This window comes from Nonomuraea sp. NPDC049400 (assembly GCF_044466425.1).
In the GTDB taxonomy this organism is placed as follows: domain Bacteria; phylum Actinomycetota; class Actinomycetes; order Streptosporangiales; family Streptosporangiaceae; genus Nonomuraea.
Genome location: NZ_JBITMP010000046.1, coordinates 1 through 15,391 on the forward strand (window position 1 = coordinate 1; position 15,391 = coordinate 15,391).

The 15,391-nt window shown below is 67.9% G+C and carries 15 protein-coding genes; 7 read left to right on the forward strand and 8 right to left on the reverse strand.

Translation table 11 applies throughout. From position 1 onward, the window contains the following. Positions 1 to 270 precede the first annotated feature (270 nt). Positions 271 to 1,227: a D-alanine--D-alanine ligase gene (locus tag ACIBVN_RS45705; RefSeq protein WP_397146568.1), complete on the forward strand. Its 957-nt coding sequence runs from the start codon at positions 271 to 273 to the stop codon at positions 1,225 to 1,227. Positions 1,228 to 1,688: 461 nt separating this feature from the next. Next, positions 1,689 to 2,735, forward strand: coding sequence for a threonine aldolase family protein (locus ACIBVN_RS45710; protein WP_397146569.1), 1,047 nt, complete (start codon positions 1,689 to 1,691; stop codon positions 2,733 to 2,735). Positions 2,736 to 3,028: 293 nt separating this feature from the next. On the opposite strand, the gene ACIBVN_RS45715 is transcribed toward ACIBVN_RS45710, so the two are convergent. The 8 genes from ACIBVN_RS45715 to rpmH all read right to left on the reverse strand — a co-directional run bounded on the left by ACIBVN_RS45715 (position 3,029) and on the right by rpmH (position 8,866). Continuing rightward, a complete protein-coding gene (locus tag ACIBVN_RS45715; protein ID WP_397146570.1) occupies positions 3,029 to 3,991 on the reverse strand; it encodes a ParB/RepB/Spo0J family partition protein in 963 nt (320 codons plus the stop codon). A 536-nt stretch (positions 3,992 to 4,527) separates the two neighbouring features. Beyond that, positions 4,528 to 5,448: a ParA family protein gene (locus ACIBVN_RS45720; protein ID WP_397146571.1), complete on the reverse strand. Its 921-nt coding sequence runs from the start codon at positions 5,446 to 5,448 to the stop codon at positions 4,528 to 4,530. Positions 5,449 to 5,585: 137 nt separating this feature from the next. Then, positions 5,586 to 6,257, reverse strand: coding sequence for a 16S rRNA (guanine(527)-N(7))-methyltransferase RsmG (rsmG, locus tag ACIBVN_RS45725; protein ID WP_397146572.1), 672 nt, complete (start codon positions 6,255 to 6,257; stop codon positions 5,586 to 5,588). 304 nt (positions 6,258 to 6,561) lie between these two features. Beyond that, positions 6,562 to 7,050: a protein jag gene (locus ACIBVN_RS45730; protein WP_397146723.1), complete on the reverse strand. Its 489-nt coding sequence runs from the start codon at positions 7,048 to 7,050 to the stop codon at positions 6,562 to 6,564. A 20-nt stretch (positions 7,051 to 7,070) separates the two neighbouring features. Then, the gene (gene yidC / locus ACIBVN_RS45735; protein ID WP_397146573.1) at positions 7,071 to 8,021 is read right to left on the reverse strand and encodes a membrane protein insertase YidC; all 951 of its coding nucleotides are present in this window, start codon (positions 8,019 to 8,021) and stop codon (positions 7,071 to 7,073) included. 4 nt (positions 8,022 to 8,025) lie between these two features. Continuing rightward, entirely contained in the window at positions 8,026 to 8,307 is a 282-nt protein-coding gene (gene yidD / locus ACIBVN_RS45740; RefSeq protein ID WP_349447690.1) for a membrane protein insertion efficiency factor YidD, read from the reverse strand. Next, a complete protein-coding gene (gene rnpA, locus ACIBVN_RS45745; RefSeq protein WP_349447691.1) occupies positions 8,304 to 8,666 on the reverse strand; it encodes a ribonuclease P protein component in 363 nt (120 codons plus the stop codon). The genes yidD and rnpA overlap by 4 nt, the downstream gene beginning before the upstream one ends. A gap of 62 nt (positions 8,667 to 8,728) precedes the next feature. Further along, positions 8,729 to 8,866, reverse strand: a complete 138-nt coding sequence (gene rpmH, locus ACIBVN_RS45750) for a 50S ribosomal protein L34 (protein ID WP_043614899.1) — start codon at positions 8,864 to 8,866, stop codon at positions 8,729 to 8,731. Between the two features lie 446 nt (positions 8,867 to 9,312). On the opposite strand from rpmH, the gene dnaA reads away from it, so the two are divergent. The 5 genes from dnaA (at position 9,313) to ACIBVN_RS45775 (ending at position 15,326) form a co-directional block, all read left to right on the forward strand. Next, on the forward strand, positions 9,313 to 10,890 hold the full coding sequence (gene dnaA / locus ACIBVN_RS45755; RefSeq protein WP_397146574.1) for a chromosomal replication initiator protein DnaA: 1,578 nt from the start codon (positions 9,313 to 9,315) through the stop codon (positions 10,888 to 10,890). Between the two features lie 533 nt (positions 10,891 to 11,423). Next, on the forward strand, positions 11,424 to 12,563 hold the full coding sequence (gene dnaN, locus ACIBVN_RS45760) for a DNA polymerase III subunit beta (protein WP_397146575.1): 1,140 nt from the start codon (positions 11,424 to 11,426) through the stop codon (positions 12,561 to 12,563). Positions 12,564 to 12,608: 45 nt separating this feature from the next. After that, entirely contained in the window at positions 12,609 to 13,556 is a 948-nt protein-coding gene (gnd, locus tag ACIBVN_RS45765) for a phosphogluconate dehydrogenase (NAD(+)-dependent, decarboxylating) (protein WP_397146576.1), read from the forward strand. Positions 13,557 to 13,591: 35 nt separating this feature from the next. Continuing rightward, the gene (recF, locus tag ACIBVN_RS45770; protein WP_397146577.1) at positions 13,592 to 14,836 is read left to right on the forward strand and encodes a DNA replication/repair protein RecF; all 1,245 of its coding nucleotides are present in this window, start codon (positions 13,592 to 13,594) and stop codon (positions 14,834 to 14,836) included. Then, entirely contained in the window at positions 14,826 to 15,326 is a 501-nt protein-coding gene (locus ACIBVN_RS45775; protein ID WP_397146578.1) for a DUF721 domain-containing protein, read from the forward strand. Before recF ends, ACIBVN_RS45775 begins: the two co-directional genes overlap by 11 nt. Positions 15,327 to 15,391: the final 65 nt, after the last annotated feature.

A 15,391-nucleotide genomic window follows, 5' to 3' on the forward strand; every position in this document is an offset into this window, starting at 1 on the left:
GATCTTGGTCGACACTGTTCTAGCAGGGGCTCTGTTGCTGTTTCCGCCGATTTGACGACACCACGAAATCGCTAACTAAGTGGTCTTGGGCCTAGTCCTTTCCTGGTTTCTTTCTCGGGCGGGGCCGGCACCACGGCGGCCCCGCCCCCTTCGGGCATCGCGCCGCCGCATGCCATCAGTCAGACGCGCCAGGCGTTGGCTCCGTGCCTGGCGACGACGCCATGGCGGTACGGTTGGACAGCGGCGCGTGCGATCAGCGGAGGAGAAGTGATGAGCGATCTGGGCCACGTGCTCGTGCTGGCCGGAGGTCTCTCCTATGAGCGAGAGGTGTCCCTTCGCTCCGGTCGCCGAGTCAGCGAGGTGCTGCGTGCGGCGGGCGTCGATGTGGAGGCCCGCGACACCGACGCCTCCCTCGTGCCGTCCATCCTCGCGGACCCGCCCGATGCGGTGTTCGTGACCCTCCATGGTGGTGCGGGCGAGGACGGCGCCATCCGTTCCGTCCTCGAGTTGCTCAACGTCCCCTACGTGGGCGCCGACCCGGACGCGTGCCGGGTGGCGTTCGACAAGCCCACCGCCAAGGCCGTCGTGCGCTCCGTCGGCCTGCGGACGCCGGAGTCGGTCACGCTGCCGAAGGAGACCTTCCACGACCTCGGCGCCACGGCGGTGCTGGGCCGCATCGTGGAGCGACTCGGCCTCCCCCTGTTCGTCAAGCCCGCCCGTGGCGGGTCGGCGCTGGGCGCCTCCATCGTGCGCACGGCGGAGGAGCTGCCCGCCGCGATGGTCGGCTGCTTCGCGTACGGCGACACGGCGCTGATCGAGCGTTACGTGGAGGGCGTCGAGGTGGCGGTCTCCGTCGTGGATCTGGGCAACGGCCCGGTGGCCCTGCCCGCCGTCGAGATCGTCCCGGACGAGGGCGTCTACGACTACGCGGCCCGCTACACGGCCGGGCACACGGAGTTCTTCGCTCCCGCCCGCCTGTCCGCCCAGGCAGCCGCGGCGTGCGCGGAGACGGCGGTGACCGCCCACACGGCGCTCGGTCTCCGCGACATCTCCCGTACGGATCTGATCGTGGACGCGGCGGGCACCCCGCATTTCCTGGAGGTCAACGTGGCCCCGGGGATGACGGAGACGTCCCTCCTGCCGATGGCCGCCGAGGCCGCCGGTCAAGACCTGGGCGACCTCTGCCGCACCCTCCTCCAGAACGCGGCATCCCGCGCCCAGGCTTAGCCCCCTCTCTCCGGCTCGCTGGTGCCGTGCTGCGAGGCGGGGTCACCGCCTCAAGGACGGCGCCCGCCACAGCACCTCAAGCCTCGCGCCACGACACATGAAGCAGACGACGCCCTGCACGGCACCACGCGACGGCACACGGCAGACGCTCTGCATGGACCACACAGCAGACGGCCGACACGGCGCCACCGGGGAGACGGGCGACGCAGCACCGAGCTGTCGACGCCTCGCTCCGGAAAGCCGCCGCGGGGCGCCGCCGGCACCTGAGGCGCCAAGTGCCCCTCCCCTTCAGACGCTCAGCCCATCACGTCCACCGACCCGCTCGGCACCACATCGCCCGACGGCGCCGGGGCAAGGCGCGGCACCGGTGCGGCACGCCCAATCCGTGCCCCTCACCCTCCCCGCCACCAGACGACAACCGTGCAGAACTCCGGTCGGGAGCGAGTAAGTAGCCTTACCGTGTGCCGATCGATTCGATGTACCACAAGAGCTTTGCCAGCGACAATCACGCGGGCGTGCACCCGACCGTTCTGGAAGCCATAGCCGCGGCCAACCACGGGGACGCACCCGCCTACGGTGACGACCGTTGGACCTCGGCATTCGAAGACAGGATCAAGGAGGTGTTCGGCTCGGGCGCTGCGGGGTTCGCGGTGCTCAACGGAGCAGGCGCCAACATGGTCGGGCTGTCCTTGGTACTCGGCCGCTACAACTCCATTTTCTGTGCCGACAGCGCCCACATCGCCACCCATGAAGCGGGAGCGGCGGAGCGCCTGCTCGGTGTCAAGCTGGTGACGATCCCCACCGAGCACGGCAAGCTCCGCCCCGAAGACATCGAGTCCCGGCTGGGCGTGGTCGGCAATCCGCACGAACCCCAGCCCTCGGTCGTCTCCATCTCCCAAGCCACCGAGCTCGGCACCTGCTACTCCCCCGACGAAATCGCCGCCCTCGCGGAGACCGTACACGCGGCGGGTCTACGCCTCCACGTGGACGGCGCCAGGCTCGCCAACGCCGCCGCCCACCTCGACTGCGATCTGAGGACCATCACGACGGACGCAGGTGTGGACGTGTTCAGCTTCGGCGGCACCAAGAACGGCGCCCTGGCCGCGGAGGCGGTGGTCATCCTCGACCCCTCACTCACCCCGGGCATCCCCTACCTCCGCCGCCAGTCACTTCAACTCGCCTCGAAGATGCGTTTCGTATCGGCCCAGCTTTCGGCGCTACTGACGGACGAGCTGTGGCGCGAGAACGCCTCCCACGCCAACAAGATGGCCAACCGCCTGGCGGACGGCATAGCCGAGGTGCCCGGCGTCTCCCTGACCTACCCGGTCCAATCCAACGCCGTCTTCGCCACTGTCCCACCGGCCGTCGTGGAGGCCCTCCGGAGCCGCTATCTCTTCCACTACTGGGACGAGCCCGCGGCAGTCGTCCGGTGGATGACCGCCTTCGACACGACCCCAGAGCACGTAGACGACTTCCTGGACGACATCCACAAGGCCGCTGCCGCGTAGCCACAGCGGCCGCTGTTTCACGTGAAACAGCGGCCCGAGACGGGTCACGATGCTGCCGTCAGATCCCCCGCCACTGGGCCAGTGATCGTAGGTTTCGCGTGAAACCACAAGCACGGACGACAGGCGCCTCGCACTCGGCGACCGCCCTCAGAAGCAGAACCAGTCGAAGCGCCCCGCGTTTCACGTGAAACATCGCCCCAAGGATGGGGCTGGCCGGGCGCTCGATCTCACGCAGTTTCACGTGAAACATAAGGTCCGAGTCTCGGCGGCGTCGGTTTCACGTGAAACAGAGGTCAGTCTTCGGCTTCTCGCATCGCGCGGACAGCTTCCGGCGCCATGGTGCCGATGATGCGCTCAAGGTCGTCGATCGTGGCGAACTCGACGACGATGCGCCCCTTGCGCCGCCCCAAGTCCACCTTCACCTTGGTCTCGAAGTGATCCGAGAGGCGGTCGGCGAGGTGGGTCAGGCCGGGGGCCGTGGGCTTGGCCGCCTGACGCTCGCGGGCGGGCTTCGTGGCCGCCTTGGCGCTCCCCATGGCCACGATCTCCTCCACCGCCCGGACCGAGAGGAGCTCCGCCACGATGCGCTTGGCCAGCTGCATCTGCTCCTCGGGACTGTTGAGGCCGAGGAGGGCTCGGGCGTGACCCGCGCTGATGACGCCGGCGGCCACCGTGCGCTGAACTTCGGGCGGGAGGTTCAGGAGCCGGAGGGTGTTGGTGATGTGAGAGCGGGAGCGGCCGACCTTCTGGGCCAGCTGCTCGTGCGTCGCCTGGAAGTCGTCGAGGAGTTGCTGATAGGCCGCGGCCTCTTCGAGAGCGTTCAGCTGCTCACGCTGAAGGTTCTCAATGAGCGCGTCCCGGAGAAGATCGGTGTCCTGGGTGTTGCGGACGATCGCCGGAACCGCATCCAACCCGACCTGCTGGCACGCTCGCCAGCGCCGCTCCCCCATGATCAACTCATACTGACCGCCTCCGACGGGCCGAACCACGATCGGCTGCAGCAGACCGACCTCCCGGATGGACGCCGCCAGCTCCTCAAGGCGCTCCTCGTCAAAGACCTCACGCGGCTGGCGCGGGTTGGGGACGATCGCGTCCAGCGCGACTTCCTTGAAGTACGCTCCGGCGATCGGCCTCGGGCCCGTCTCCCCCGTTGAACCGTTCGACGGGGCGGGCACCGTCCCCGAACCGTCAACGATAGGACCGGTCGGAATGAGCGCCCCGAGTCCCTTGCCCAATCCCCGCCGCTGCTGACTCACTGCGTCTCCTCATCCACCCGGTCGATTCCGGTCACTCCAGGAGAGGTTACCGTTGCACGCCCCGCACGGTGCCCCCTCGCCACACACCGACCCGCGGTATTTACGCCGACACTGCCGCAAACCAACTCAACGACCGCCTACCCCCGCCATCTCACGGGCAGGCCACCACTTCACAGGGCCGCGTCTCACGGGCAAGCCACCACTTCACAGGACCGCCGCCTCACAGGACCGCCGTCTCGCTGTGCCGTGCTCTTGGTATGGGTGCCGGCGCCGCCAAGACATCGCCGCGCAACTCGGTTCCCCGTCTTCGCAGTGACAGTCCGGTCGTTGGCGGAGGCGTCTCGTCAGGCGCGCGCTACGGGACTCTTGCGCGCACACGCGCGGCCGCAGCAACGACAGAAGGACACACCTGAGGCCCCGCAACGGCATGCATATAACATCCGTGACGGCAGGCGGGGTGGCGCTGAGGAGCGGACCGGGACGGGCGGTGCGTTCCCTTTCCGCCCGGATTCGAGTCGAAGGCCGAAGAGGCCCGATCAGGACACGGTGGTGCGGTGGGCGATCTCGCGGGCCGCGTCCATGTACGCCATCGCGCCACTGGACCCCGGGTCGTACGTCATCACCGACTGCCCGTAGCTGGGCGCCTCGGACAGGCGGACGCTGCGCGGGATCACCGTGTTGAGGACCGTGTCGCCGAAGTGCGCCCGAACCTCGTCCGCCACCTGCGAGGCCAGACGGGTGCGCCCGTCGTACATCGTCAGGACGATGGTCGAGAGCTTCAGCGTCGGGTTCAGGTGGGCCCGGATCAGGTCCACGTTCCTGAGGAGCTGCCCGAGGCCCTCCAGGGCGTAGTACTCGCACTGGATGGGGATCATGACCTCGTCCGCCGCCACCAGCGCGTTCACCGTCAGCAGGCCCAGCGACGGCGGGCAGTCGATCACGATGTAGTCCAGCTCGACCGCGTCGTACGCCGCCAGCGCGCGACGGAGGCGAGCCTCCCGGGCCACCAGGGAGACCAGCTCGATCTCCGCGCCCGCCAGGTCGATGGTGGCCGGTGCGCAATAGAGGTTGGGCATGTCGGGGACCTGCTTGACGATGTCCGCCATCGGAAGGTCATCGACGAGCACCTGATAGACGTCCGGCACGTCGCCCCGATGCTCCGTGGCCAGCGCCGTGGAGGCGTTTCCCTGTGGGTCGAGGTCGACGACGAGCACGCGTTGGCCGTTCATGGACAGGGCGGCGGCGATGTTCACCGACGTGGTGGTCTTGCCCACGCCGCCCTTCTGGTTGGCCACCGCGATCACCCTGGTCTTGGGGGGGCGCGGCCACGTGCCGTCCCCGTCGCTGGGGGCAGCGGTCTGGGTTGCAGATGTTTCACGTGAAACCACTGAGCTGAGCGCCTCTCGTACCAACGGCGAATCACCGGGGTTCAGGGGGGTCTGGGTCACGATGGCCATCCTTTCAACCAGTGGTGTGCCGGTGCCGGGAATTGGCTGTCGCGACACGCCCTTTTCGGGCCAGCCAACCCCGCTTGGACTCTCGGACGGACGGCTGTCCGGCCAGCCAAGACCGCTTGACGCGACTGGCACGACCGTCACCTCCTTCGTCGCCGCCTGGCTCGCTCCGGCGCGCGACCCGCTACCACCCGAACCAGTGTTGCAGGCGGCTCGACCTTACCGCGCCCGACGGTCACGAGCTCGGCCGATCGCACTCCGATGGCCCGCAGTTGGGCCTCCGCCTCGGCGAGCTCCTCGGCGGCGCGCTCCCCCTTCATGGCGATCAGCTCGCCGCCCTCGCGGAGCAGCGGCATGGCCCACTTCAGGAGGCGGTCGAGCGGCGCCACCGCACGTGCGCTGGCGACGTCGAACTCGCGCTTGCCCGCCAGCTCCTCCGCCCGCCCGCGCAGCACCTCGACGTTGTCGAGCTTGAGCGTCTGGACGCACTCCTCCAGGAACACGGTACGGCGGAGCAGCGGCTCGAGGAGCGTGACCGTGATGTCCTGGCGGACGATCGCCAGCACGAGCCCGGGCAACCCGGCGCCGGACCCGATGTCCACCAGGCGCACCTCCGGGGGCACGACCTCGGCCACGACCGCGCAGTTGAGCAGGTGGCGATCCCAGATCCTGGGCACCTCACGCGGGCCCAGCAGCCCGCGGACCACGCCGGGCCCAGCCAGCAGCTCGGCGAACGCCTTCGCGCGGTCCCAAGCCTCCCCGGCGAAGACGTCCCGCGCTATGTCCGGCGGCGCCGGAAGCTCATCGCTCACTGGTCAGTGGCCCTTTCTAGGACTGATCCGCCCTGATGGGCGGGCGACAGTCCGGCGTTGATCTATTGCGGGTGCTCTCTACTCAAGGCTAGAGGTGAGATCACAGTGGAAGACTAGCGGGCCGGTCTGAAGGCGACCTTTGAGCACGCCGTTATCGGTACGACCCGGCTGAGCCGGAAAACGCCAACAAGCGCATATATGCGCGTTGCGGTGGACGTACAGGGATAAAAGATTACAAAAGCGAAACGGCCGTCCACCTCGCGCACAAGCGGGCAGACGGCCGGATCGGATGGCGTAACACTCCTCAGGCGGGCAGGACCACCACGTAGCGATGCGGCTCCTCGCCCTCGGACTCGCTGCGGAGCCCGGCGGCCGCCACCGCGTCGTGGACGATCTTGCGCTCGAAGGGCGTCATCGGCTGCAGCGACTTCGGCTCCCCACGGTCCTTGACCTGGTTGGCGACCTCGGTGCCGAGCTTGCTCAGCTCGGCCCTGCGACGCTCCCGATAGCCGCCGACGTCGAGCATCAGCCTGGAGCGCTCGCCGGTCTGCCGGTGCACGGCCAGGCGGGTCAGCTCCTGCAGCGCCTCCAGGACCTCTCCCCCGGGGCCGACGAGCTCGTTGCCCTTGAGACCCACGACGGAGACCAGAGCGCGGTCCCCCTCGACGTCCATGTCGATGTCGCCGTCGATGTCGGCGATGTCGAGAAGGCCCTCGACGTAGTCGGCAGCGATCTCGCCTTCCTGCTCCAGCGCGCTGAGATCAGGAGTCTTCTCCTGCTCGGCCTCGGTCATGGCCGACCTCTCCTTCATGTTCAAGACTTCTTGCTGCCGGTGCGCTTGCTGCGGGACTGGCGGCTTGGCTGCTGCCTAATGATCTTAGGCTCAGGCGGGGGCGGAGGCGCCTGCTCTTCCGGCGTGGTCTTGCGCAGCTTGGCGATCAGGCCCGGCTTGCTCTGCACGGGGATCGCGTTGCCCTTGGCGTCGAACTCCGGCATCGGGTGCCGGCTGTAGAACCAGTGCTGCTGGCCGAGCGTCCACACGTTGGTGGTGACCCAGTACAGGATCAGACCGAGCGGGAAGTTCAGGCTGAAGAAGGCGAACAGCGGCGAGATGTACATCAGGATCTTCTGCTGCTGCGCCATCGGGTTGTCCGGCATCTGGGCCATGGAGCGGGTGACGCTCTGCCGGACGGTGAGGAACGTGGTCAGCGAGCTGATCGCCACGAAGATGGCGAGCACGACCTTGGTCTGTACGACCGTGGCGTCGAAGCCGGCGATCTGCGCCTCGGACATGAAGAAGCTCGCGGGCAGCGGCGCGCCGAAGATGTGGGCCGCCCTGGCACTGTCGACCAGTTCCTGCGTCATGCCGTACTTCGCGTGACCGTTCGCCATGTTCTGCAGCACCGTGAACATGGAGATGAAGATGGGGAACTGGGCGACGACAGGCAGGCAGCCACCGAGCGGGTTGGCCCCGGCTCCCTGGTAGAGCGCCATGACCTCCTGGTTCATGCGCTGCTTGTCGTTCTTGTAGCGCTTGCGCAGCTCCTGCACCTTGGGGGCGAGCTCCTGCATCTTCCGCGACGAGCGCATCTGCTTCAGGAAGAGCGGGAAGATCAGGATCCTCATGCAGACAGTCAGCGTGATGATCGTCAACGCCCAGGTCAGCCCGCTGTCCGGGTCGAGGATCGTGCTGTACCCAGTGTGGATCCAAATGATGACATGGGCTACGGCTTCATATAGCCAGCTCAGCCAGGACAGCTCCACCGAGCTATCTCCCTTGCGTTTCGTGGGACCGGACCGGGCGTGGGGGCACCGGGTCTATACCTCCGGGATGGAATGGGTGGCACCGCCCGATGCGCCGGACAGTCAGCCATGTGCCGCGCAATGCTCCGTGCGTGGCGATCGCCTCGAGTCCATACGCACTGCACGACGGGTAGAAGCGGCAGCGTGGACCGAGCATCGGGCTGATGAACGCCCGGTAGAACCGGATCGGGATGATCAGCGCCCGAGCGGCGAAGCTCGGCGTCACCCCTTGCGGCTGCTCCGTCATTTCTGTCCACCCGTCGAGGACTCGCGCCGCCTGAGCAAACGTTCCAGCGCGGAATCAAGCTCGGCGGCCAGGTGCTCGAATCGCGCGGACGCGGCCGGTGGATTGGCGCGTACCACCAGCAGGCTACCTCGCGGCAGCCGGTCGAGACGGTCCCGCATCAGGTGTCGGAGCCGTCGCTTGACCGTGTTCCGGGTCACGGCGCCACCGACGGCCTTGCTTACTACGAAACCCACCCGAGGGGACTCTTCCCCCGAAATGGCAAAATGCACTACCAGAGTCGGGCGACCAGCGCGCTTGCCGCGCCTGACCGCCGCGTTGAACTCCTCCCCGCGCCGCATGCGGGATTGATGGGACAGCACTGTATACGCCTAACGCCCGCCGGCGAGATCCGCCGGCGGGCCAACTATCGGGCGCGGGACGGTCAGGCCGACAGCTTCTCGCGGCCCTTGCGGCGACGGGCGGCGAGGATGGCGCGACCGGCCCGGGTGCGCATCCGCAGCCGGAAGCCGTGGGTCTTCGCGCGGCGACGGTTGTTCGGCTGGAAAGTACGCTTGCTCACGGGTGGGCTCCAGGCTTGATGGTGCGCCGCAAGGACGCTTATACACACATGGATGGCCTGCCAGGGAAGCGAGGGCACGCGAAATAGCCGTCGCGTGACAAGCCGACCGTCGTACGTTACGGGGGAAGCACCGTCCAGGTCAAACTGAACGGGTTATCCACCTTTCCACAGGCCACTTTTCCACTGCCAGACTGGCGTCCACAGTATGTGCACCCAGGTACCACTAGGCTGTGGACAACGCTTGAACACAGCTGTGCACATAGATACTGTCGGCCCTTCCGGACCCGCCCAAAGGCTGTGCACAACTTGTGGATCTCCTGTGGAGGACCTGGGCACGAAGCCCCGCCTCCACGCTGTGGACGAAGGGGTCGCCGATCACAGTGGGCGGCCGCGCATGTGGATAACGATCGCGGGGGGCCGCGAGAGGGAGGAGGGGGAACCGCACCATGAACGGTGTCGACCTCGGCACGGTATGGGCGAGGGCCCTGAGCAACTTCCTCAACGAGAACGTGCCGATCCAGCAGCGCACGTGGCTGTCCATGGTCCGCCCGATCGCGCGGGCCAACGACACCATCGTGCTCGGCGTCCCCAACGACTTCCTCAAGGACCTCATCGAGGGCAAGCTGCGCCCGCTCGTGGCGCACGCGCTGTCACAGGAGCTCGGCCAGAACATGCGGCTGGCCGTGATGATCGACACCACGGCGCCCGAGCAGCCGCCGCACGACGCTCATCAACAGCCTGTGACTCAGAGTTATCCCCAGAATGTGGAGAGCCAGCCGCGTTACCCACAGCCTCCGCAACCCCAGCACCAGCAGGCCTCCGAGCCTCCACAGTTCTATTCTCCACAGCCTGAGCCGCCCCAGATATCCACCGAATATCCACAGCCAGGCTTCTCTTTTGAACAGGCGCAGCCGTACACACCGCCTGTGGAGAAAGAGCCGGAGCCGGCGCCGAACCGGTGGGAGGCGAAGAGCACTAAGCCCAGCGAACCGGCCAGGCTCAATCAGAAGTACACATTCGAGACATTCGTCATCGGTGCCAGCAACAGGTTCGCTCATGCGGCGGCCGTGGCGGTGGCCGAATCCCCCGCGAAGGCGTACAACCCGCTCTTCATTTACGGCGACTCGGGGCTGGGGAAGACGCACCTGCTGCACGCGATCGGGCACTATGCACAGAGCCTGTACGACGGTGCGCGGGTCAGGTACGTGAGCTCCGAGGAGTTCACCAACGACTTCATCAACAGCATCCGCGACCACAAGGCCGACGGCTTCCGCGGGCGCTACCGGGCGATCGACATCCTGCTTGTGGACGACATCCAGTTCCTTGAGGGCAAGGAGCAGACGCAGGAGGAGTTCTTCCACACCTTCAACACGCTCCACAACGCCAACAAGCAGATCGTCATCTCCAGCGACCGTGCGCCCAAGCAGCTGACCACGCTGGAGGACCGGCTGCGCAACCGGTTCGAGTGGGGCCTGATCACGGATGTGCAGCCGCCCGAGCTGGAGACCCGGATCGCGATCCTCAGGAAGAAGGCCATCCAGGAGGGCCTCGCCGCGCCGCCCGAGGTGCTGGAGTACATCGCCAGCCGCATCTCCACCAACATCCGCGAGCTCGAGGGCGCCCTGATCAGGGTCACCGCGTTCGCCAGCCTCAACAGGCAGGGTGTGGACCTGCAGCTCGCGGAGGTGGTGCTCAAGGACCTGATCACCACGGAGTCCGACACCGAGATCACCATCGCCGCGATCATGACTGAGACCGCCCAATACTTCGGCATCAGCATCGAGGACCTGTGCGGTACCTCGCGCAGCCGGGCGCTCGTCACCGCCCGGCAGATCGCCATGTATCTGGCGCGCGAGCTGACCGAGTTGTCGCTGCCCAAAATCGGCCAGCAGTTCGGCCGCGACCACACCACGGTCATGCACGCGGAGCGGAAGATCCGCTCGCTCATCGCCGAGCGCAGGTCGATGTACAACCAGGTCAACGAGCTGACTTTGCGTATCAAGCGGACATCCCGCGGGGCCTGAGCGTCATGCACAGCCTGTGGAAAACACTGTGGATCTGCGAAAACACCAAATCCCGCCGGCCCTTCGCCACACAATGCCCGAAAAAATCCCCCACAGGCCCTGGGGACAACTCTGGGGACACCCTGGGGAGAACCTGGGGACTACTCGTGGATAACGTGTGGACGGCCTGTGAACAGGCGATCTGGGACTCCAGGGGTGTCCGTTTTACCCCGTGGACAACCTGTGGAAACCTCGTGGATAACCGGCCGATGCCAGTGGATGAAGGCACCAAGATCTGGGGACGGCCTGTGTGTGAAAACTCGTCATCCCCAGGAGCGCGAGTTCTCCCCAGGCGTCACCCACAACCCCAGTGGATGAAAACAGGGCCGCTGACCAGCCGGAACACCGGTTGTCCCCAGTTTCCACAGCCCCTAGTGTGATGACCTCTTCTATCTCTAACTAAGAAACTCAAAGACCCATAGAGGGTCCTCCCGGAGCTCAGGTGCGGGAGAGTGAAGACTTGAATCAACGACGAACCCAGGAGGCTGATCACCGTGATGTTCCGAATCGAGCGAGACGTCCTCGCTGAGGCGGTGGCATGGACGGCACGCAGCCTCCCGGCGCGCCCGTCGGTGCCCGTTCTCGCCGGCATGCGTCTGGAGGTCACCGAAGAGCAGCAGCTGAAGCTGTCCGGCTTCGACTACGAGGTCTCCGCCGAGGTGACGCTCGAGCTCCAGACCGGTGAGCCCGGCGTCGTTCTGGTCTCCGGCAAGCTGCTCGCCGAGATCACCCGCGCTCTTCCTGCACAGCCTGTGGACTTCGTGGTGGATGGCGCCAAGGCGGTCGTCACCTGCGGCAGCGCTCGATTCACACTCCTCACCATGCCTGTGGAGGACTACCCGTCCCTCCCGGCCATGCCGCCGGCCGCCGGCCGGGTGGGCAGCGACGTGTTCGCCTCCGCCGTCGCCCAGGTCGCCGTCGCCGCGGGCAGGGACGACACGCTGCCGATGCTCACCGGCGTGCGGATGGAGATCGAGGGCGACACGGTGACCCTCGCCGCGACCGACCGCTACCGCCTCGCCGTACGCGAGCTGAAGTGGCAGCCGGGCCAGCCCGACTTCTCCGCGATCGCGATGATCCCCGGCAAGACCCTGGCCGACACGGCCAAGGCGCTCGGCACGACCGGCGCGGAGGTCGAGATCGCGCTCAGCTCCGCGGGCGGCACCGGCGAGGGCATGATCGGCTTCTCCAGCGCCGGGCGGCGGACCACGACGCGGCTGCTCGACCCCGAGTTCCCCAAGTACCGCTCGCTGCTGCCCACGGAGTTCTCCGCGCGCGCGGACTTGTCCACAGGCCCGTTCGTCGAGGCCGTCAAGCGGGTGGCCCTGGTCGCCGAGCGCAACACCCCGGTGCGGCTGGCGTTCAAGAGCGGCGAGGTCGTGCTGGAGGCCGGCAGCGGCGACGAGGCGCAGGCCGTCGAGGCGCTCCCGGTCGACTACGAGGGCGAGGAGATGAACATCGCCTTCAACCACCAGTTCCTGCTGGAGGGTCTCGGCGCCATCGACTCCGACATCGCGCGGCTCCAGATGACCACATCGACGAAGCCCGCTATCCTCACCGGTGGCAAGCCTGTGGAGGACGGAGCCGCTACGGACTACCGTTACCTGATCATGCCCATCCGCCTGTCAGGCTGATCCTGTCATCGGGGATGATGGAAGTCTGACAAGGGGGTAGACATCATGCAGATCGGCATGGTCGGACTGGGCAAGATGGGCGGCAACATGGCCGAGCGCCTGCGCCGCGGCGGCCACGACGTCATCGGCTACGACCGCGATCCGGCGATCAGCGACGTGTCCAGCCTGAAGGAGCTCGTCGAGCGCCTGCAGGCGCCGCGCGCGGTCTGGGTCATGGTCCCCGCAGGCAAGCCCACCCAGTCCACGATCGACGATCTCGGCGAACTGCTCGACGCGGGCGACATCGTCGTCGACGGCGGAAACTCCCACTATGTGGATGACCAGAAGCACGCCGCCGAGCTGGCGGAGAAGGGCATCGGCTTCGTCGACTGCGGCGTCAGCGGCGGCGTGTGGGGGCTCCAGAACGGTTACGCGCTCATGTGCGGCGGCGACAAGGCCGGCGTCGAGCGGCTGATGCCGATCTTCGAGACGCTCAAGCCCGAGGGCGAGGACGGCTTCGTCCACGCGGGCGACGTCGGCGCCGGGCACTTCGCGAAGATGGTCCACAACGGCATCGAATACGGCATGATGCAGGCGTTCGCGGAGGGCTGGGAGCTGCTGGAGGCCTCCGACATCGTCAAGGACGTCAAGGGCTCCTTCAAGAGCTGGCGCACCGGCACCGTGATCCGCTCCTGGCTGCTCGACCTGCTGGTGCGGGCGCTCGACGACGACGAGCACCTCGACCAGCTCCGCGGTTATGCACAGGACTCCGGGGAGGGCCGGTGGACGGTGCAGGCGGCTGTGGACCACGCGGTCCCGCTGCCGGTCATCACCGCCGCGCTGTACGCCCGGTTCGCCTCGCGGCAGGACGACTCGCCGGCGATGAAGGTGGTCGCGGCGCTGCGCAACCAGTTCGGCGGCCACGCGATCACCTCGACGGAGGGCAGCACCGGCAAGGGCGCCGACTCGCCGGGCGCCGACGTGGTGCCGCCGCGCGAGACCGAGCGTCGGTGACCACAGCGATCCCTGAGGCGCACTAACCTCGTGGGGTGCATGTCGCCCACCTCTCGCTGACCGACTTCAGGTCCTACGCGTCCGTGGAGCTCGGCCTGGAGCCGGGCGTCACGGCGTTCGTGGGGCCCAACGGCCAGGGCAAGACCAACCTGGTCGAGGCCCTCGGCTATGTCGCGACGCATTCCAGCCACCGGGTGTCGAGCGACGCGCCGCTCGTGCGCAGGGGCGCCACCCGGGCGATCGTGCGCTGCGCCGTCCACAGGGACGAGCGGCGGGCGCTGGTCGAGCTGGAGATCAACCCCGGACGGGCCAACCGGGCCAGGCTCAACCGCTCCCCCGTCTCGAGGGCGCGTGACGTCATCGGGCTGCTGCGTACGGTGCTGTTCGCCCCCGAGGACCTGTCGCTGTCCAAGGGCGACCCGGCCGAGCGCCGCCGCTTCCTCGACGACCTGCTGGTGGCCAGGGCGCCCAGGTTCGCCGGCGTCCGCGCCGACTACGACCGCGTGCTCAAGCAGCGCGGCGCGCTGCTCCGTACGGCCGCGCAGGCCCGCAGAGGCAGCAGGAGCGCCAGACGGGCCGAGAGCGACAGCGCGTTCACTGCGGCGGGCGCGGGCGACGTGCTGAGCACCCTGGAGGTGTGGGACGCCCACCTCGCCAGGCACGGCGCGGAGCTGCTGCGCGCGCGGCTGGAGCTCATCGAGGCGCTGCGCCCGCTGGTGGCCGGCGCGTACGCCGCGCTCGCCCCGAACAGCGCGCCCGCGACCCTGGCCTACCGCAGCACGTTGTCCACAGGTGGGGATACGGATGAGGGCGGCCGGGACGGCGAAGTCCCCGGTGAGCGGGGATCTTTCGATACACAGACGTTATCCACAGACTTGGGGAAAACCCTTGAAGAACGGCTGCGGGAGCGGCTATTGGAGGTCCGCTCCGCGGAGCTGGAGCGAGGCGTCACGCTCGTCGGCCCGCACCGCGACGACCTGATACTCGGCCTCGGCGACCTGCCCGCCCGCGGCTATGCCAGCCATGGTGAGTCCTGGTCGTTCGCGCTGGCGCTGCGGCTGGCGGCGTACGACCTGCTGCGGGCCGACGGCGGCGACCCGGTGCTGATCCTCGACGATGTGTTCGCCGAGCTCGACAGCCAGCGCCGGCGCCGGCTCGCCGAGATCGTCGCCCCCGCCGAGCAGGTGCTCATCACCGCGGCCGTGCCGGCGGACGTCCCTCCGGAGCTGGTGGGCGCCAGGTTCGACGTCGAAGAAGGGAGCGTGACCCGTGTCCGTTGACGACAATCCCACGGCCAGGGGCGCCGCGATGGCCAGGGAGAAGCTCGCCCAGGCCAAGGCCGACGCGGCCAAACGCGGCCAGCTCCCCCGGCGCGAGCCCAGGCGCAAGGCGGCGGGGCCGCGCAGGGATAGCGGCGATCCACAACTTTTCGGACGTGCCATCGCCGACCTCCTGGCCGACCGCGGCTGGGAGCGTTCGGCGGCGGTGGGCGGGGTGTTCGGGCGCTGGATCGACATCGTCGGCCCTGACCTGGCCGCCCACACCAAACCCGAGTCGTTCGAGGACGGCGAGGTGCTGATCGTGGCCGACTCGACGGCGTGGGCGACGCAGGTGCGGCTGCTCGCGCGCACCCTCGTACGCCGGCTGAACGAGGAGCTCGGCGACGGCACCGTCACGAAAGTCAAGGTCAGAGGCCCGCAGAACGCGCCGAGACCGTCGGGCGGGTTGAGGGTGACCGGAAGCCGGGGCCCGCGCGACACCTATGGATAGCCACGTCCAGCGGCTGTCCACAGCTGGCGCTCAGCGCCGCTATGGACAGGACCCGCGGTTAGGCG